This window comes from Halalkalibacter kiskunsagensis, from assembly GCF_037027555.1.
GTDB classification, from domain to species: Bacteria; Bacillota; Bacilli; order Bacillales; family Bacillaceae_D; genus Halalkalibacter; species Halalkalibacter kiskunsagensis.
Window position 1 is genome coordinate 17,977 of record NZ_JAXBLX010000048.1, and the last position, 18,516, is coordinate 36,492.

At 41.0% G+C, this 18,516-nt stretch carries 16 protein-coding genes; 6 read left to right on the plus strand and 10 right to left on the minus strand.

All coding sequences use genetic code 11. The features are described from left to right. Positions 1 to 53: 53 nt before the first annotated feature. On the minus strand, positions 54 to 1,319 hold the full coding sequence (locus SLH51_RS20370) for a hemolysin family protein (protein ID WP_335963360.1): 1,266 nt from the start codon (positions 1,317 to 1,319) through the stop codon (positions 54 to 56). Between the two features lie 161 nt (positions 1,320 to 1,480). Here SLH51_RS20370 and SLH51_RS20375 point away from each other — a divergent pair, with 161 nt between their 5' ends. From SLH51_RS20375 to SLH51_RS20395, 5 genes are all read left to right on the plus strand, one after another. Next, on the plus strand, positions 1,481 to 1,636 hold the full coding sequence (locus tag SLH51_RS20375) for a hypothetical protein (protein WP_335963362.1): 156 nt from the start codon (positions 1,481 to 1,483) through the stop codon (positions 1,634 to 1,636). A gap of 278 nt (positions 1,637 to 1,914) precedes the next feature. After that, positions 1,915 to 2,094 (plus strand): small acid-soluble spore protein H, encoded by a 180-nt coding sequence (locus SLH51_RS20380; protein WP_335963363.1) that lies wholly within the window; start codon positions 1,915 to 1,917, stop codon positions 2,092 to 2,094. Positions 2,095 to 2,740: 646 nt separating this feature from the next. Further along, positions 2,741 to 3,715: a tripartite tricarboxylate transporter substrate binding protein gene (locus SLH51_RS20385; RefSeq protein ID WP_335963364.1), complete on the plus strand. Its 975-nt coding sequence runs from the start codon at positions 2,741 to 2,743 to the stop codon at positions 3,713 to 3,715. Between the two features lie 92 nt (positions 3,716 to 3,807). Beyond that, positions 3,808 to 4,290 (plus strand): tripartite tricarboxylate transporter TctB family protein, encoded by a 483-nt coding sequence (locus SLH51_RS20390; protein WP_335963365.1) that lies wholly within the window; start codon positions 3,808 to 3,810, stop codon positions 4,288 to 4,290. A gap of 24 nt (positions 4,291 to 4,314) precedes the next feature. Further along, positions 4,315 to 5,835: a tripartite tricarboxylate transporter permease gene (locus tag SLH51_RS20395; protein WP_335963366.1), complete on the plus strand. Its 1,521-nt coding sequence runs from the start codon at positions 4,315 to 4,317 to the stop codon at positions 5,833 to 5,835. A gap of 231 nt (positions 5,836 to 6,066) precedes the next feature. Here the strand turns inward: SLH51_RS20395 and ggt are convergent, their stop codons facing one another. The 5 genes from ggt to SLH51_RS20420 all read right to left on the minus strand — a co-directional run bounded on the left by ggt (position 6,067) and on the right by SLH51_RS20420 (position 12,636). Beyond that, on the minus strand, positions 6,067 to 7,686 hold the full coding sequence (gene ggt / locus SLH51_RS20400) for a gamma-glutamyltransferase (RefSeq protein WP_335963367.1): 1,620 nt from the start codon (positions 7,684 to 7,686) through the stop codon (positions 6,067 to 6,069). A 441-nt stretch (positions 7,687 to 8,127) separates the two neighbouring features. Continuing rightward, complete coding sequence (locus SLH51_RS20405) at positions 8,128 to 9,126, minus strand: peptidoglycan recognition protein family protein (protein WP_335963368.1); 999 nt, start codon at positions 9,124 to 9,126, stop codon at positions 8,128 to 8,130. Between the two features lie 230 nt (positions 9,127 to 9,356). Next, a complete protein-coding gene (locus SLH51_RS20410; protein WP_335963369.1) occupies positions 9,357 to 10,124 on the minus strand; it encodes a putative hydro-lyase in 768 nt (255 codons plus the stop codon). 34 nt (positions 10,125 to 10,158) lie between these two features. Then, positions 10,159 to 10,935 (minus strand): 5-oxoprolinase subunit PxpA, encoded by a 777-nt coding sequence (locus SLH51_RS20415; RefSeq protein WP_335963370.1) that lies wholly within the window; start codon positions 10,933 to 10,935, stop codon positions 10,159 to 10,161. 480 nt (positions 10,936 to 11,415) lie between these two features. Continuing rightward, positions 11,416 to 12,636 (minus strand): NRAMP family divalent metal transporter, encoded by a 1,221-nt coding sequence (locus SLH51_RS20420; RefSeq protein WP_335963371.1) that lies wholly within the window; start codon positions 12,634 to 12,636, stop codon positions 11,416 to 11,418. Positions 12,637 to 12,762: 126 nt separating this feature from the next. Between SLH51_RS20420 and SLH51_RS20425 the strand changes: the two genes are divergently transcribed. Then, positions 12,763 to 13,530, plus strand: a complete 768-nt coding sequence (locus SLH51_RS20425; protein WP_335963372.1) for an IclR family transcriptional regulator — start codon at positions 12,763 to 12,765, stop codon at positions 13,528 to 13,530. Between the two features lie 32 nt (positions 13,531 to 13,562). Here the strand turns inward: SLH51_RS20425 and accC are convergent, their stop codons facing one another. The 4 genes from accC to pxpB are packed head-to-tail and all read right to left on the minus strand — an operon-like array spanning position 13,563 to position 17,221. Beyond that, complete coding sequence (gene accC / locus SLH51_RS20430; RefSeq protein WP_335963377.1) at positions 13,563 to 14,921, minus strand: acetyl-CoA carboxylase biotin carboxylase subunit; 1,359 nt, start codon at positions 14,919 to 14,921, stop codon at positions 13,563 to 13,565. 39 nt (positions 14,922 to 14,960) lie between these two features. After that, on the minus strand, positions 14,961 to 15,437 hold the full coding sequence (gene accB / locus SLH51_RS20435; RefSeq protein WP_335963373.1) for an acetyl-CoA carboxylase biotin carboxyl carrier protein: 477 nt from the start codon (positions 15,435 to 15,437) through the stop codon (positions 14,961 to 14,963). A gap of 33 nt (positions 15,438 to 15,470) precedes the next feature. Then, positions 15,471 to 16,478, minus strand: coding sequence for a 5-oxoprolinase subunit C family protein (locus SLH51_RS20440; protein WP_335963374.1), 1,008 nt, complete (start codon positions 16,476 to 16,478; stop codon positions 15,471 to 15,473). Continuing rightward, complete coding sequence (gene pxpB / locus SLH51_RS20445; protein WP_335963375.1) at positions 16,475 to 17,221, minus strand: 5-oxoprolinase subunit PxpB; 747 nt, start codon at positions 17,219 to 17,221, stop codon at positions 16,475 to 16,477. The genes SLH51_RS20440 and pxpB overlap by 4 nt, the downstream gene beginning before the upstream one ends. Between the last annotated feature and the right edge of the window lie 1,295 nt (positions 17,222 to 18,516).

Consider the following 18,516-nt stretch of genomic DNA (forward strand, 5'->3'; position numbering starts at 1 on the left):
TAATGATTACATTTCACTACTGTTTTTTTAAAATTTCGGTGTCACTCCTAAAATTAATTCGTAAGAAATTCTTCCATTCTTGAAATCACCCTGACTTTAATGATTCTTCTATCTTCCGCTTCAGTGACAATTAATTTTATCCCATCATATACGAGTTCTTCATTTACCTTTGGGACATAATGAAATTCCTCTGTTAACCAGCCGCCAAGCGTATGGTTTCTACTGTCTGGCAATTCCACTTGCACCATCCTTGCAAAATCATCTAATGGATAGTCTCCATAAAATTCATATTCATTTGGACCAAGCCTATTCGTCTCATTAATCTTTTCATCATGTTCATCCCAAATTTCCCCAACCAATTCTTCTAAAATATCTTCTAACGTAACAATTCCAGATGTGCCACCAAATTCATCAATAACAACAGCCATATGTACTCGATTTTTTTGTAACATCGGTAAGAGCGTAGCTATGCCTAATGTTTCTACAACAAACAGCGGCTTTCGAATTAACTTTCTTATATCCGTTTCTTTCTTTGTTACAAGCTCAGTAAGAAAGTCTCTTTCTGATAAAATCCCGATAATATTATCAACTGACTTTTCAAAGACGGGTAATCTAGAAAATCTTTCTCTTACTAGAATTGCAATGATTTCTTCAATTGACATATTAATATCAATCGCGACAAGATCCGTGCGAGGCGTTAACACCTCCACTACTTTAATATCATTAAAGTCCAACGTGTTGTGAAGAAGTTCTTTTTCATTCGGTTCAATAACTCCTTCAGCTTGACTAATCGAAAACATTTCTTTTAATTCTTCTTCTGTTACCGAAGGACTCACTTCCGTCTTTGATACGAACTTTGCCATAACTTGCTTTAATTGCACAAGGAGCCACGTTAAAGGAGTAAAAAGTTTCATTAGGAAAAGCAAAATAGCTGACACTTTGAGAGCCAATGATTCCGCATTTTCTTTCGCAAATGATTTCGGTAGAACTTCGCCAAAAATAAGAATGAGAATCGTCATAACAATCGTACTGATCAAAAGTCCCGTATTCCCGCCAAATAACTCCGTGGCCACTTGGGCCGATATCGTAGCAGCTGCTATGTTCACTAAATTATTCCCAATTAATATCGTAGAAAGAGCGTGATCAAAGTTTTGTGAGATGAATAAGGCTTTCGCACCGCCTGGTCTATTCTCATCTGCATAGCTTTTTAATCTTAATTTATTGGCACTTGAGTAGGCCGTTTCGATCGAAGAGAAAAATGCTGATAAGATAAGTAAGATGAAAAGGACGAACACTAAGTTCAAAGGTATGTCAGACAAGACAAATCTCCCCTATTAAAAAAGTAATATCCTTAATGTGTCCTAAAAAAAAGAATCAATGATAAAAAATTCACTTGCGGTATCAGCGACTCACATCTATATTTTCCTTTTCTTTGCACATATTAAAACGGATACCATATGAAAGCGAGGTGGGAGACGAAATGTCTAAACAAGGTCGACAACAGAAGGACCAAACGAGAGAACTAATTGAAAAACAAGATAAAAGAAATGATGTCGAATTAGGTGATGAGTTTCAAATTGGCAACACGGGGTCACAGAGCCAGAAAAAAAGTGGACGTCAAGCGAATAAGAAGTAAGCACGATCTTTAGAAAGGTATTGAAGAAGTCCATCGAGGAAGCGGCAATGGCTACGCACGTTGCTTAAAGGCCACTGAAAAGCAACCTTTTTCAGTGGTCTCTTCTTTTCCCTGCAATTTCACTAACGACTCATAGCTTATTAAACAACACAACCTGACCATGGATAGCAAGAGATGAATTAATGGTCCCTTTTATGAACATGTTAACTACCTACCGTATAACTTGTTCATTTCGACAAATAGTAATAAGTGTCACAAATCAAAAGGAGGTGATCATAATGGACGCACAACGAGCACAAGAAATTTCTTCTTCTACAACTATGGCCAATGTAATGTATAACGGGAGTCCTGTCTACATTGAGCATGTAGACCAACAAAACGGAACAGCTACCATCCACTCTCTTGATAACCCAAATGAGAAACAGAGCGTTTCGGTAACGAGTTTGCAAGAGCAATAAGAGAGAGATTATATCCTCCTTACAATAACGAAACATGCCCTAACCTGAGGTTAGGGCATGTTTCGTTATTTTCCTATCTACTCTTTAAAAGTGACGTGCGGCTCCTTTTTTGTTGTAAACAAGAGAGTCAAGAATCCACAATAACAGTACGAAAATTTCGTATATTCAAATAACACCTCCCCACTCCAGGAAACAAGACCCATTAATTAACATTAGGGTGGGAATTGATCAAATAACCAAACAAAAAGAAGGTTAATGCACGATTAACTTAACTTAAAGGAATATATATACGTTTTTAGGTGATTGACTGTACAAAGAATATGTTTTATAATTTTAGAAACCATTCAGATAATTGCTTTTTTTCGAAAACATTTTTCACTTCTGAATTATATTTGTTACAACCTGAATATAGCGTTTTGGTTATTCCGTATCGAGAAGCATTCTTCTTATCATTTAAAAGAACCTTCCTCCATTTGATCACAGTTATCAGAAGAGTTAGGAAATGACCTTCCTTTAATCTAGTAACTTGATTCACACTCCCTGTGGTCCTATAAAAGAGGCTCTTGGAAACAAACAGATGAGTTATTACCACTTGGTAATTTCCTATATAAAATATAAAAAAACATATAAAAAAGGGGAAATAGAAATGAATAAAAAAGTATTGAAATTTGCAACGGCGATGTGCAGCGTTTCTCTAGCAGCCGTAATGTTAGTTGGTTGTGGAGGAAAAGAAGCTTCAGTAGAGGATTTTCCAAACAGAGAAATTGAAATGATTATTCCTTGGGCTCCAGGTGGAGGAAGTGATATCGAAGCTAGACTTGTAACAGAACATGCTCAAAACCACATTGATACGACATTTGTTAACGTTAACTTACCTGGTGTAGGTGGTACGGTTGGGTTAGAGGAATTGGAAGAAAAAGAAGCTAATGGATACCATTTAGGTCAAATTCATGAGGGACTTCTTGTTGCTCATCATTCTGATATTACACCAATCAACTTTGATAGCTTCGAACCGGTCGCAGCGATGTCATCTGCAAATCAAATTTTAGCCGTTTCTAGTAATCTAGGTGTTGAAACGTTAGAAGAATTCGTTGAACTTGGTCAAAATGAAGAAATTCGCTTCGGTGGTACGGTAAGTGGGATTCCTCGCGTTTGGCTTGAACAAATGGGACAAGAATTAGGCATTCAGTATAACCTTGTTGGGTATGAAGGGTTGAGTGAAGCAATCCAAGCACTTGCAGGCGGACACATTGATGCTGCAATTGTCGACTACCCTTCTGCTAATGACTTTGTTGATGCAGGTCATATGAAGTTTATCGCTGTCGGTACACAAGAAAGATTAGAACATGCTCCTGATTTAGAAACATTTGTTGAAAATGGATACGATATTAGTCTAGGCCTTAACCGCGGATATGTGGTACCAAAAGGGACACCACAAGAAATCATTGATCGTTTAGGAAAAATCTTTGAAGAAACAGCTAATGATCCTGCTTACATCGAAGCTGTGACAAACGCAGGAGCTGGGGTAGATTTCATGGGGCCAGAAGAATATAAAGAGCATTTAGAAGCTCAGGATGCCATCATTAAAAAAATTATTGCTGAGATCAATGCCTCTGAATAATTTTCCAAAGTAGCCTTAAACTAAGAGGGGCCTAGCTCAGGCCCCTTTTTTACTGTTAAATAAGCAAAAACATCATTGGAAGGAGGATAATAATGGGAGAATTACTTATTGGAATTGCCCTTATCGTATTATGCATACTGATTTATTCACAATCTGGAGACTTTCCACAATTTAATGAAACAACATTAAATCCTGGCTCATTCCCACAATTGATTGCAATCTTATTAGCTCTTCTTTCTCTCATCTTGATCATATTAAAAGGCAAGGAACTACTAAGCCAAAAAGCTGAGATCCATAAAAAAAATGTAAGCGAGTACTTAAAAGAGCTATTTGTAGAATACAAGCTAGTCTTTATTGCAATAGTGAACCTATTTCTTTATATCTTTTTGATGCAGTTTATAGGTTTTGTTGTCACAACGATCATCTTTATCATTGTAACCGGTTTAATTATCGGTCCAAAAAAGAAAAAAGATATTGTAAAGATTTCGATTATATCCGTTGTTATTACGGTTACAGCGTATATCTTTTTTGAAAATGTATTATACGTTCGATTCCCATCAGGGATACTTTTCTAGTAACAGAGAAAGGAGGTTATCAAGTTGTTTGATCTATTATTGTTAGGAATTGCTGAAATTTTTCAAATTCGAATACTTTTGATTATTTTGATAGGTGTGATAGTAGGGATTTTAGCAGGATTAATCCCTGGATTTACTGTGGCAATGGCCATTGTTCTTACCCTCCCCCTTACCTTTGGAATGGATCCGGTTGCCGGCGTAGCAGCTATGATCGGTGTTTTTGTTGGTGGGATGTCAGGGGGACTGATTAGTGCAGCTCTACTCGGTATACCTGGTACCCCATCATCGATTGCGACAACTTTTGATGCCTATCCGATGGCTAAAAAAGGCGAGCCTGGAAAAGCCCTTTCGATTGGGATATGGGCATCGTTTTTAAGTTCGATTATTAGTTTATTATTATTAGTGTCGATTGCCCCTCAAATTGCCAAATTCGCTTTATTATTTGGGCCATGGGAAATGTTCTCGTTAATTGTTGTTTCGTTAACGATTATCGCTAGTGTGACAGGTGACTCTGTTATAAAAGGGTTGATCGCTGGTTTATTTGGGATTCTAATTGCCACGGTTGGCGCTGATCCTATTGCAGGGATTTCCCGCTTCTCCTTTGACATCAGAGCGCTTAGAGCAGGGATTCCGTTTCTCGTTGTCTTAATAGGGATGTTTGCGATTTCTCGTCTTCTCGTTTCGTTAGAACGGAAGGAAATGACGAAAGATCAAGAAGACCGTCAAAAAGAAAAACTACAAAATGTGCAATTTGTGCTTCAACCAATCAAAACGTTGAAAAACGTATTATCAAAGCCTGGTACCTTGATCGGCTCTTCAGTGATCGGTTCCATTATTGGAGCGATTCCTGGAGCAGGTGGAAGTATCGCCAATATCGTCGCGTATGACCAAGCAAAAAAATGGTCGAAAAACCCTAAGAAATTTGGGACAGGCTGTGAAGAAGGGGTTATTGCTTCTGAAGCGGGGAACAACTCGACAGTTGGTGGGGATTTAATTCCAACTGTCGCCTTAGGGATTCCTGGTTCTGCTGTAACGGCCGTGTTACTTTCTGCTTTAATGGTACATGGGATATCACCAGGTCCTTTATTGATCGTGAATGAGCCTAATGTTGTAGGTGGTATCTTTTTTGCCTTTTTCGTCGCTTCCTTTTGGATGTTGATTACACAATTTATAGGCATTCGTTATTTTATGAAGGTAACGCAAGTCCCTACACACGTTTTGGTTCCTGTTATCTTGGTTTTATGTGTGATTGGTACGTTTGTCCTTAACAACCGCTTAACAGATTTATATATCCTTCTCGTTATGGGGATTATCGGGTATCTCTTCACAAAGTATAAATTTTCTTTAGCTCCAGCAATTATCGGTGTAATTCTTGGACCAATTGCAGAAGTGAATTTACGAAGAGCGTTTATGTCCGATCCAGACTGGACATTATTCTTCTCAAGACCGATTTCGCTAACGTTCTTAATTCTTACCGTTTTATCAATTGGATTTACGATTTGGCAAACGAAGAAAGCAAACGCACGCACGAAAGCAGATGCGTAAGAACTGAAGCTTGTATATGTGTTATCCGTTACGGAAAAGTACGAAAAAAACCATGTGTTTTCTATTAAATAGAAAAACATGGCTTTTTTTTCATTCGTTATATAGATTGACAATCGATAAATATGTGGCAGTACCAGGCATGCCAGAAAAAAGAATCCCCCTAGCAGGTGTTTCACTGCCAAAAAGGGGATCATCCTATTTAGTTCATTCTATACCAATCTACCAATTTAATTACCAAGTGGCCACTTCGCCGTCTGTTCGTGGTTCTGTCCCTCCGCTGAGTACGCCAGTCTTATTATTTCTCCAAATAATTTGACCACGTCCAAAGCCACCTTCATCAACACTCCTTTTGATGTTATGCCCTTTGCGCTGCAAGGCTTGAGCAATATGGTCAGGGAAGTTCGACTCGACCCAGACGGTTTTATCATTTGTCCACATCCAACGCGGTGCATCAAGTGATGCTTGTGGATTTAAATGAAAATCAACTGTGCTCATCACTACCTGTACATGCCCTTGCGGCTGCATAAAGCCTCCCATAACACCAAATGGACCGACTGCCTCGCCGTCTTTTGTTAGGAAACCAGGAATGATCGTATGATACGTTTTCTTACCTGGTACAAGGTAATTATCGTGGTTTGGATCAAGAGAGAAGTTATTTCCACGGTTTTGCAGAGCAATTCCCGTATTCGGAACGACAACCCCTGAACCAAATCCCATATAGTTACTTTGGATGAAGGAAACCATATTGCCATCTCCATCTGCTGCTGCAAGGTACACCGTTCCTCCCTTTTGCGGTTCACCAGGTTCAGGTGTTAGCGCTTCCTCACCAATTAATGCACGACGTGTTGCTGCATACTCCTCTGATAAAATCTTATCAACTGATACAGACATGGATTTTCCTTCGGTAATGTATTTTAATCCATCAGTGAAAGCAAGCTTCATCGCTTCAATTTGCTTATGATACGTTTCTACTTCTTCTTTTCCTTGGAACTCAAAGCCTTTTAAAATGTTCAAGGCATGCAAGGCGATTAACCCCTGACCATTTGGCGGGATTTCCCATACGTCATACCCACGGTAATTGACACTAATTGGTTGCACCCATTCTGGTGTGTAAGCTTCTAAGTCGCTCTTACGAATATAGCCGCCATACTTCCTAGAAAGCTCATCAATCTGATCTGCTAGCTCTCCTTTGTAGAATGCTTCTGCATTCGTCTCAGCAATTAAACGCAATGTGTCCGCATGCCCCTGTGACTTCCAAATGTCGCCGGCTTTTGGCGTTTCTCCATTCGGTGCAAATGTTTCAAACCAAGCAGCAAACTCGTCACCTTTTCCAACTTTCGAAAACGTCTCAAACCCACTTTTCCAATATTTTGCTAATGTCGGCGAAACAGGAAACCCATTCTCAGCATAGTCAATCGCAGGAGCTAACACTTGAGTTAATGGCAATTTCCCGAACCTTTTCGACAATTCTGCCCAACCTCCAGGTGTACCAGGTACCGTTACTGGTGTTAAGCCGTATTTAGGCAGTTCCTTTTCATAACCTGCTTCCTTCACAGCTTCAGGCGTTAGTGCCATAGGAGCTTGTCCACTTGCATTTAACCCATGAAGCTCACCTTTCACCCATACTAATGCAAATGCATCAGAGCCAATTCCATTTGATGTCGGTTCAACAACGGTTAAACAGGCAGCCGTAGCAATCGCTGCATCTATCGCATTTCCACCTTCTTTAAGGATTTGTAACCCCGCTTGAGCCGCTAACGGTTGCGACGTTGCCACCATCCCTCTGTTTCCATATACGACATTACGTTGAGATGCATAAGGATAATAAAGCGAATCATAAGTATTTGTCATTTTCCTTCTCCCCCTAACTTTAGTAAAGAAAATCCTCTTTTTTCTTCCCTTTATATTATAAAAAAGAGATTTTTTTGATCAATTTGTATATTTTTAATTATAGTTCAATATCTTTTGCACGTCCATGAGTTATTGATATTTCAGAATATTCAACCAAGGTGATTTCGCTATCTTTCTAGCTAATTTTTTAAAGGAAATACTCCCTCTAAAATAGCAATTTGAATACTAAATTCTCTTATTCATTATTTACAAATAATATCCTTGTATACAGACAGTACGTTAGTGCATCACTTTTCGGGAACCCATAAATGAAGAGTAAAGTGATTATGGCTAACTATCCCGCGGGAAATACATGATATGACAAATTTCCACACGTACATAAAAAAAGAAAGCAGGTAGTAAATTTACTACCTGCTCCCACCCCATTCGTAGGCCAGACACTTACTCCATTGTTGCTAAAATGTCTTCGATCTTACGTGACACTAGTGGATAAAATTGCTCTTTGGCATGCCTTGTTTTATTTCCTCCGAAAAATCCAGTACCTGGGCACGTTTTCACAGAATGACCTTCACTGTTATCTAACACTCTTTCCTTCGTGTTCATATCCCACCAATGGTGATAAGTAATGCTGTCAATGGAAGGAGTTAAACCAAATTTGATACAAAGCAAGGCAGTGATATAAACAATCGTTTCCTTTTGCTGTTCACTCATTTCATCATAGCCAAGATCGAAATTACCGACACTTTCAATGTTTAACCCTACTGAGTTCGCTTTAGGCTCAATGGTCCCGTCTGGAGCGTTGTTAAAAGGCCTTGAAACGGCTACTTTCCCATCTGGAAACGTAGTGATGTTTTGAGCGATATTCTCCCATCCTACTTCTTTCGTATGATAATACTCCATCCCCCTTAATAAAGAAAAATGATTAGAACCATTAAAATGTCCATATGCTGGAGACCATGTATGATGCTGTTGAATGATGCTTATTTTTCGAGTAAATTCATTGTTAAATAACCAATTTCTAAATTCTTCCCTTGACATCAGAACATGTTGTCCTTCCATTGCCAGTTTTTTAGGAGGGATCTTTAATTTTTGCCCTATGTATATGGTGTCTGATTGCAGTCCATTTGTTTCTTTTATCGCCTCAACAGTGGAATTATAAGCTCTTGAAAGCTTCCAGAGCGTATCCCCAGCAACCACTTCATATCTCATCGGCACAAACAACCGCTGACCAACTAATAATAAATCGGATTGCAACCCATTTGTTACTTTTAAATCATCTACAGTCGTATCGTATGTAGTTGCGATTTTCCATAGAGTATCTCCAGATTTCACATCATAAAGGTTGCTATGATTATGATTGACTGCAGCTGCATGTACAGGAGATATGCACATCACTATGCTTAAAACGATACTAATTAGTAGCACAAGTTTATTGTTCATTTTGTCCATCCTTTCAAAGTGAGATCACTAAAAAACAAAACGCTAATCAATGGAAATTAGACAGTTTTTTTCTATTTCTCCTTTAATAGGTTGTAAAACAGCAATGAAATTATCCTCTTTCTTTATTGTTAAATTTTAGTGCGAGATGGGCCGTGCATATAGAAAAGAGACCAAATCATCTATGATTTGGTCTAGCAAGTGCCTGGCACGCCCCGAAGTTTGTGGATTACCTAGGAAACAAAGTCATCATTGGTCCAATCAGTAATAAACATATGACCGGGAGCATGTGTAATCATATAGGGAATATTCGCTTGCACGGCTGCCGCTTGCGGAGTCACCCCGCACGCCCAAAAAACGGGAGTCTCTTTGTCTTTGATGTCGACAAATTCTCCGTAGTCAGGACGTTCGATCTCGTCAATTCCGATTTCACTTGGGTCTCCAATATGCACAGGGGCCCCGTGCATATTGGGAAATCTCTTCGTAATCTCAATCGCTTGGTCTACATGCTCGTTGGCAATCGGTCTCATTGAAACGACAAGCGGTCCCGAAAAACGCCCTGCAGGGATTGTTGCAATATTTGTTCTGTACATTGCTACGTTTTTCTTACTCTCAACATGGCGAAGCGAAATCCCATTTTTCAGTAGCTGACTTTCAAAGGTAAAGCTACACCCAAGCAAAAAAGTGACATAATCATCTTGAAAAACATCGATAATATCTGCTCGTTTTTCTTGTAGTTTGCCATTTTCATAGACATGATAAAGGGGAATATCGGTTCGGATGTCCGATCCCTTTGCAAGACGTGATTCATAAACCCCAGCTTCTAGCACATCAATCAACGGGCATGCTTTTTGATTTCGGTACGCATATAAGAAAAAGTCGAAAGCAAACTCTTTTGGAAGAATCACGACATTTGCTTGTACAAATTCATCACAGGCTCCTGACGTGTTTTGTTGAAACTCTCCACTTCTTATCCTTTGTCTCACTTCTTTTGATTTCATGACCATTCCCCTCCCGTTTAAAATGACTCTTTTCCTATGTAGAGGACGTTCTACTTCCGATAGGAGAAATAGTTACCTCTTCAGAGACGAGAGCCTCACGTAATTCCTTCGCAAACTCAAGTGCGCTTGGTCCATCTCCATGAACACAAATCGTATCAGCTTGCATCGGAATAGTCGAGCCATCAACCGCACGAACCGTACTCGTTTTCACCATCGTCAATACTTGTTCCACCGCATCCGCAGTATTGTGAATCAGCGCATTTTCCTCGGTACGAGAGGTTAATGTCCCATCAGTCTGATACGTTCGATCCGCAAATACCTCATTGGCCACCGTTAATCCAACGTGCGTGCCCGCTTTTGTTAGCTCACTTCCTGATAACCCAAACAAAACAAGGGATGGATCTGTATCATAAACCGCCCGAGCGATCGCCTCGGCTACAAGAGGATCTTTCGCAGCCATGTTAAACAGCGCTCCATGTGGCTTCACGTGATTCATAGGCACGTCATGAATGTGACAAAAACCTTTCAGCGCATTGATTTGATAAATAACAAAATGGTAAATGTCTGTTGGGTCTGTTTGAATGACCCTTCTCCCAAACCCGAGCAAATCAGGAAATCCTGGATGCGCGCCAATGCTAACGCCTTTTTCTTTCGCCATTTTCACTGTTTTCGCCATCACATTGTGATCCCCCGCGTGATACCCACAAGCAATATTTGCTGACGTAATATGATCTAAAATAAGTTCATCTTGTCCAACGACAAACGAACCAAAGCTTTCTCCTAAATCACAATTAAGATCTACCGATTTCATGACAATCTCCTTTCATTAGTAGAGGTACGACTTTTTGGTTAAACTCACTCGGTCTTAACCGAGAGCGAATCGTCTTAGCCTTCCACTGTTGTAGTATGCTTCGCTCATTGCAGTGTTTACTAAAAGGTAAAAACCAACCTTCCTTCGAAGCTAGCAATGGCTTCTCTCGCTGCGCGCCTTCTATGAGAAACCCATTCATAGAAGGCTTAAAAAATAACAGCGATTCCGCGCAATTTGAGGAAATGCAGAGAATTTGCAATGGCTTCTCTCGCTGCACGCCTTCTATGAGAAACCCATTCATAGAAGGCTTAAAAATAACAACGATTCCGCGCGATTTGAGGAAATGCAGAGAATTTGCAATGGCTGCGCACGGCGTACGCCTTTTGAGAAGATCGTTCAAAAGGCTAAAAACCAAACGCCGGCTTCGCTCATTGCGAGAGTATTTACTAAAAGGTAAAAACCAACCTTTTAGTAAATACTCTAAAACAACTGTGGGATCATTTGGATAAGTGTGCGTATACCTAAATAAGTCGTTAGTGCCACAACAACAGCTCCAAATATAGTCATCCAAACGGGGTGCTTGTAGTCACCAATAATCGTTGAGCGATGTGCGGCTAGTAAAATACACCCTAATGTTAAAGGAAGGATGAGCCCATTAAAAGCACCTGCTAATATTAATAGCATAACGGGGCGTCCGATCAAGGCAAACACAATCGTTGAAAACACGATAAAGCCAATCGTCCAATAATTTTTGTACTTTTCAATAGCTGGATGAAAGGTCGTTAGAAACGAAACAGATGTATAGGCTGCCCCAATCACGGACGTAATCCCGGCAAACCATAGCACTAACCCGAAAATGCGATAGCCAATTTCCCCAGCTGCAATTTGGAAGACAGAGGCTGTTGGATTATCCGCATTTAAGGCAAAGCCCGCAGACACAACCCCTAACACAGCTAGAAACAAAATAAATCTCATAATAGAAGCGACAACAATGCCTGAAATTGCGGTCTTCGTGACATGACCGATATTCTCTTTCCCTGAAACACCTGCGTCTAACAGCCTGTGACCACCAGCAAAGGTAATGTATCCCCCGACGGTTCCACCGACTATTGTGATAATCGTCATAAAGTCGACTTCAAGAGGGACGAACGTACGAAGCGCTGCCTCTGCATAAGGTGGTTTGCTCACGATCATCACATAAGTCGTTAACAAAATCATTAATCCACCTAGGTACCGAACAATTTTATCCATTGCGACATTGGCTTCTTTAAGAGAGAAAATGACAATACAAATCACACCGGTCATAATGGCGCCAACTCGAGTATCAAAGCCAAGCAATGCATTCACACCAAGACCGCCTCCAGCGACGTTCCCAATGTTAAAGGCCAGCCCGCCAAGTACAATGAAAAAAGCAACGACATACCCTAAGCCCGGCAAGACGGCATTGGCTATTTCCTGTCCTCTCATTTTTGAAACGGCAATAATGCGCCAGATGTTCATTTGTGCGCCAATATCTAGAAAGATTGATACTAAAATAACAAAAGCAAAGCTTGCCAACAAAGTTTCCGTAAACACTGCCGTTTGCGTTAAGAATCCAGGTCCAATTGCAGACGTCGCCATTAAAAATGCCGCACCAGTCATCGCACTTAAGCGTTGTTTCGGTGTCATTTGCTGCTTTTCTTCAAGCGAATTTCGTGACATGTAACTTCACCCTTTCTTTTTGCCGTATTCATTATCTAGCTCGTCTAGACAATTCCTACTAGCATTTAGTAGAATAAATAAGTAATCTAAATGTTCAAAATCGTATTCGATAAAGGGGAGTTACTCGTGCAAAACAAGAACAAAACCGTTGTTAAGTCCATGGAACTCCTGGATCTTTTTCGAACCAATCGGAAGTTAAGCTTAAATGAAATGGTTCACCTGTCTGGCATTCCGAAAACCTCTGTCCACCGGATGGTCGGTTCGCTTGAAGCGATGGGCTTTCTAAACAAGGACGCAGAAGGGAAGTATACACTCGGCATGCTGTTTCTTGAGTTTGGACAACTCGTTGCTGAGCGCCTCGATATGAAGCAAATTGCCTATCCGATTATGAAAGAGCTTCGTGATAACATTGGCGAAGCTGTTAACTTGACGTTGAAAGAGAACCAGGAAGCGATCTATGTTGAAAAGCTTGATACGACGCATCCTGTGAGACTGTTTACAAAAATAGGAAGACGCTCTCCCCTCTATACAGGAGCTTGTTCACGAATTATCCTTGCTTATTTACCAGAAAAAGAACAAGAAGAGTACCTCAATGTAACAGAGCTTATACCTTATGGAATAGGGACGATCACAGACAAAGATACACTCCGCTCTGTTTTACGCCAGTCCAGGCAAGATGGATATACGGTTAGTTATTCGGAACTCGAAAACCATACATCGTCCGTCGCTGCCCCAATTTTTGATCACACTGGCCGAGTAGTAGGCGGCATTAGTGTGGCCGGTCCCGATGTCCGCTTTCAAAAAGAGCAATTGCCGACATTGATAGCACAAGTGAAAACAGCTGCAGCAACCATCTCACAAAAGCTCGGCCATTCAAGCCCTTTACGAACATAAGGTAGAGGGCTTTGTTTCGTAAGTTCTCTATTCTACTCGTTTTCCTCATAATCAAATTGATGCTTATCCAAAAATGTCGTGTTAAAATCACCATTTACAAACGATTCATGAGACAACAATTTCAAATGAAATGGAGTCGTCGTCTGAATCCCTGTCACAACAAGTTCTTCAAGCGCTCGTTTCATGCGTTGGATTGCGTCCGTTCGATCTTTTCCCCACACAATAATTTTAGCAACCATCGAATCATAAAAAGGAGAAATTGTATACCCTGGATAAATCGCACTGTCTACCCTGACCCCAAATCCACCTGGAGGAAGGTACATATCTATTTTTCCTGCTGATGGCATAAAGTTTTTGAGCGGGTTTTCCGCGTTAATCCGGCATTCAATCGACCACCCATTAATTACGACCTCGCTTTGTGTAAACGAAAGGGGATGTCCCGCCGCAACAGCAAGCTGTTCTTTAATAAGATCGATTCCTGTCACCATTTCAGTCACAGGGTGCTCAACTTGAATCCGAGTATTCATCTCCATAAAATAAAAGTCTCCGTGTTTGTCGAGTAAAAATTCGACTGTTCCGACACCATGATAATTAACAGCTTCGGCTGCTTTGACAGCAGCTGCACCCATTTGCTCACGAAGGGAGGAGTCGAGTGCCGGAGACGGAGCCTCTTCGACTAGCTTTTGATGCCGTCGTTGAATCGAACAATCCCGCTCGCCAAGATGTACAACATTTCCATGTTTATCAGCAATAATCTGAACTTCAACATGGCGAGGTTCTTCTACGTATTTTTCTAAATAGACTCCCGCATTTCCAAACACCGTTTTCGCTTCGTTTTGCGCTTGGCGAATGGCCTTGTCTAGTTCTTTCTCATCATACGCGAGTCTCATTCCCTTGCCTCCACCACCTGCTGTCGCTTTAATAATGACTGGAAATCCAATATCCCTTGCAATAACAAAAGCATCTTCGACTTCATCAATGAGCCCCTCTGTCCCTGGAACCGTCGGAACTCCCGCAGACTTCATCGTTTCTCTTGCTACTGACTTATCACCCATTTTCTGTATTGACTCAGGTTCTGGACCAATAAAAACAAGATTGCATGCTTGGCATAATTCAGCGAAATCGGCATTTTCGGAAAGAAACCCGTAGCCTGGGTGAATCGCATCTGCTTGCGTAAGGAGCGCCACACTCATCAAATTCATTTTGTTCAAATAGCTATCTTTGGAAGCAGTTGGTCCAATGCAGAAGGCTTCATCTGCTAACTTTACATGCAACGCCTCACGGTCAGCCTCTGAATAAACAGCAACGGTGGCAATCCCCATTTCCTTACATGCCCGAATGATTCGAACCGCTATTTCTCCTCTATTTGCAATTAATACTTTTTTTAGCATCATATCCTCCTTTTCTAACGCTTTGGAAAACCGGCGTTGCTAGCTTAGTTTGACTTTCACTAATGGCTGGCCATACTCGACTAACTGTCCATCTTCCACTAATTGTTCAACGACTTCTCCACTCACTTCGGCTTCGATTTCATTAAATAACTTCATTGCCTCAACGATACAAACAACCGTCGTTTCCGTTATTTTTTCCCCTGCTTGTACAAACGGTTTTTCATTTGGCCCAGGGGACGAATAGAATGTTCCGACCATTGGAGATACAATTGTATGTACGTCTGACTCGTTTTCCGTCTTTTCTTGTTGCAATGCAACCGACACTTCCTTTTTTTCCTCCACCTTTGGTAAGACGGTTGGAGCAGGCGTCTCTTTGTATTCGTGAACTTCGGTTTCGTCCGTTCTACTTCTTTTAACAATTTCTATTTTACTTCCTTCATGCTTAATCGAAAAATGATCAATGGACGATTGATCAATGATTCGTATCAAGTCTTTGATCTCGTGTATTTTTAACATATTAGCTACTCCTCACCCATATATAAATATTTATCACATCTCTGTCATTTTCAGTGCGATTCCTGCACGCAACTCCAGTAAATCCATCTCTCTGTTCACATACAATGCCTCTGCCTCTTGCATACTCACTTCTTTAAATTGAATGGATCCCCCTGGCTTTGCTTGTGCTAAAAGAGAAATATCAACGGTTATGACTTGCCCGATTCTTGGATACCCTCCGGTCGTTTGCCTGTCTGCTAGCAAAATAATTGGCTGGCCATTGGACGGTACTTGAATCGTCCCAAGAGACACTGCTTCTGAAATCACCTCAAAAGACTGGGTAAGCTCTAACGGATCCCCCGACAGCCTGTAGCCCATCCGGTCCGATTGTGGAGATACGTTGAACACTTGGTCAAAAAATGCCGTTCTCGCCTGTTCAGTAAACTGTTCATAATGAGTCCCACGTGTGACTCGTATTGTCGTAATCTTCTCCTCTGGGACGACACGTTCTGTCTGAACACTCCATGACGTTGTCGAAAAATACTTATCACCTCTCTTTGCTAACTGTTCCATTAGCTGCACCGCATGTTCGGATGGAGCTTTAACCGCTAGAACATCGCCCGCTTCTAATGTTCGCCCGAAATACCCGCCAATTCCTGCACGAAGATAAGTGCTTGCACTCCCCATTACTTTCTCCACACGAAACCCGCCTGCGACCGCAAGATAAGCGCGGCATCCCGACTTGCATGGACCAAATTGAAGGACACTTCCTTTTTTAACATAGACCGGTTTCCATAACGGAATCGGATAACTATCAATCGTTGGCGATAGTTCCCCACCTGTAATCGCAAGAAGAAGATCTTCCTCGATTTCCACGGAGGGCCCTGTCAATGTGATTTCCAGCGCCGCTTCTGCTTCCTCATTCCCAACTAATAAATTAGCTACGCGATGTGCATAGGAATCCATTGCCCCACTCATAATCACGCCATACTTTTGAAAACCGACTCTCCCTAAATCTTGAATACTTGTAAGCAAACCCGGACGCAGAACTGTCATACTCATAGTGAGTCCCTCCCGTACGCTGAATACTCTTCGAATGATATCGGCTTGAAGCGAATCACATCCCCCGGTTGTAGCAACGATGGTGGATTCTCCTTTGGACGGAAAAACTCCAATGGACTCCGGCCAATGATCTGCCAACCACCAGGTGACTCAATCGAGTAGACTCCAGTCTGTTTGCCTGCTATTCCAACCGACCCTTTTGCGATCTTCATCCGTGGTTCAGATCTACGCGGAGCAGCGATTTGTTCAGGCATTCCACCTAAATACGGAAACCCTGGTGCAAATCCAATCATATAGACGAGATATTCTCCCTTTGAATGAATATGAATCACTTCATCCGGATTTAGACTGTTGTGCTTTGCGACAAATTCTAAATCCGGACCAAATTCTCCACCATAGCACACAGGAATTTCAACCTCTCTTGTTTCCTCTTTCATTGCCTCTCCTAGATGCAAAACAATTTCGCTTAGCTTCGAATACATGATTTCATAAGCTGTTTCGCTATTCTCTGGACACACTTTCTTCTCTATTTGAAGTACACGAACCGGATCATAATACACCGTGACACTTGTGAATGCAGGGACATATTCAACCATTCCTTCAAGTGAACATGTATCCAAATACTGTGTTAGCGTTTTCACCTTTTGGTGCAATGAGACATCAATCGTTGTTCCAAACGTCACCATAATCGCTCGATCTCCTAGTGGATGAATATTACATTCTTTCCCACCATTTAAACTCATTTCATCACCACTTTTCAAAATTCCGAATTCCGGAACTGTCATTCCGTTTTTTGAATACAGTAATTATTATAATTGTTCGAATATAAAAACACAACACAAAGTGTTAAGTAATCTCTCTATACTTTGCGTTAAATCAGAAAAACAATGCGACAATGACTCTATTTTAATAGCTCTTATTTTTATGCGAGAATGTAATTATGACCATAACTATTTCACGGGAAATACATAAAATGACAAACTTCCCCACGCACATAAAAAGTGAGAGCAGCTACTTTACTCTGCTCTCACTATCATTTATTCCTATTTCTAAGAGCAGCAACTAAGCTATTCCTAGCCTATGCTCTCACTAAATGATGAACAAAAGGTACGTGTCCCCAGAGTGTTAACCGGTCCCTTAATACTCAATATCCTCATAATCCTTTGGCTGAGGTACCGGTTGCCCCTTCCCACTTCCAGAAATATCATTTGTATTTTTCTGTTCGTTTTGTCTATTCTCTTGCCTTTCAATAGCACCATTGGCATTTCGCTTTCCGTGTTTTTTGATGGTGATCAACCCTTTCCATTATTCTAAAATGAATACCCTACGTTTAAATGATTCCACCAGATGTAAAAAAAATGTGCAATATATATGGAAAACACGCCTACTCCTAATTAAAAAGGTTGCAAAAAAGAATCCTCGCCTAAGTTCGTTTAATGTAATCGGTGCTTGAGCTAGGGTGTTAAACTCTTCAACATCATATTTAATGAGTTATTATCACCAAAAAACTGAGTGCTACTAACATTCGGTGAATGCAACGACTGCCGCATTAAGAGCGGCTGACTTTGATAGAGACACTTATAGAAAAAAGTAACATCCTAAGGGGGACATGATGTAACCATCGGCTTACTCGAAGAAGATGTTGCCCTTTCAAGAACGCTTTCTCTTCATGCAGTTCTCCCGTCCTCCTTACCTTGTGCGGTGGAGCCTGGCAACGTCCTGGCTCGCCATTTCTCTTCTACGGGGAAGTCGGACTTGATTCCTTTTCTTGGAAGTTGATTCACGAAGTTTTACGAACAGAATCGTGCTCGTCTCACAGGGGGACACGATGTGTTTCAGAGAAGTTTATTCACGATGTAACCATCGGCTCATTCGAAGAAGATGTTGCCCCTTCGGGACAAAAGCTCTTTTGCGCCTTGAGCAGTCTGTTTATGCGCACAAAAAAAGACAACCCTATTGGGTTGTCTTTTATCTGCCTGGCAACGTCCTACTCTCACAGGGGGAAGCCCCCAACTACCATCGGCGCAAAAGAGCTTAA

What these genes read in the sequence shown, in the direction of transcription:
- SLH51_RS20380 (WP_335963363.1), top strand. Translation starts at nt 1,915, where the DNA reads ATGGACGCACAACGAGCACAAGAAATTTCTTCTTCTACAACTATGGCC.
- SLH51_RS20410 (WP_335963369.1), bottom strand. Translation starts at nt 10,124, where the DNA reads ATGAAATCAAAAGAAGTGAGACAAAGGATAAGAAGTGGAGAGTTTCAA.
- SLH51_RS20390 (WP_335963365.1), top strand. Translation starts at nt 3,808, where the DNA reads ATGGGAGAATTACTTATTGGAATTGCCCTTATCGTATTATGCATACTG.
- SLH51_RS20405 (WP_335963368.1), bottom strand. Translation starts at nt 9,126, where the DNA reads ATGAACAATAAACTTGTGCTACTAATTAGTATCGTTTTAAGCATAGTG.
- accC (WP_335963377.1), bottom strand. Translation starts at nt 14,921, where the DNA reads ATGCTAAAAAAAGTATTAATTGCAAATAGAGGAGAAATAGCGGTTCGA.
- SLH51_RS20375 (WP_335963362.1), top strand. Translation starts at nt 1,481, where the DNA reads ATGTCTAAACAAGGTCGACAACAGAAGGACCAAACGAGAGAACTAATT.
- SLH51_RS20385 (WP_335963364.1), top strand. Translation starts at nt 2,741, where the DNA reads ATGAATAAAAAAGTATTGAAATTTGCAACGGCGATGTGCAGCGTTTCT.
- SLH51_RS20415 (WP_335963370.1), bottom strand. Translation starts at nt 10,935, where the DNA reads ATGAAATCGGTAGATCTTAATTGTGATTTAGGAGAAAGCTTTGGTTCG.
- ggt (WP_335963367.1), bottom strand. Translation starts at nt 7,686, where the DNA reads ATGACAAATACTTATGATTCGCTTTATTATCCTTATGCATCTCAACGT.
- SLH51_RS20440 (WP_335963374.1), bottom strand. Translation starts at nt 16,478, where the DNA reads ATGAGTATGACAGTTCTGCGTCCGGGTTTGCTTACAAGTATTCAAGAT.
- pxpB (WP_335963375.1), bottom strand. Translation starts at nt 17,221, where the DNA reads ATGAGTTTAAATGGTGGGAAAGAATGTAATATTCATCCACTAGGAGAT.
- SLH51_RS20420 (WP_335963371.1), bottom strand. Translation starts at nt 12,636, where the DNA reads ATGTCACGAAATTCGCTTGAAGAAAAGCAGCAAATGACACCGAAACAA.
- accB (WP_335963373.1), bottom strand. Translation starts at nt 15,437, where the DNA reads ATGTTAAAAATACACGAGATCAAAGACTTGATACGAATCATTGATCAA.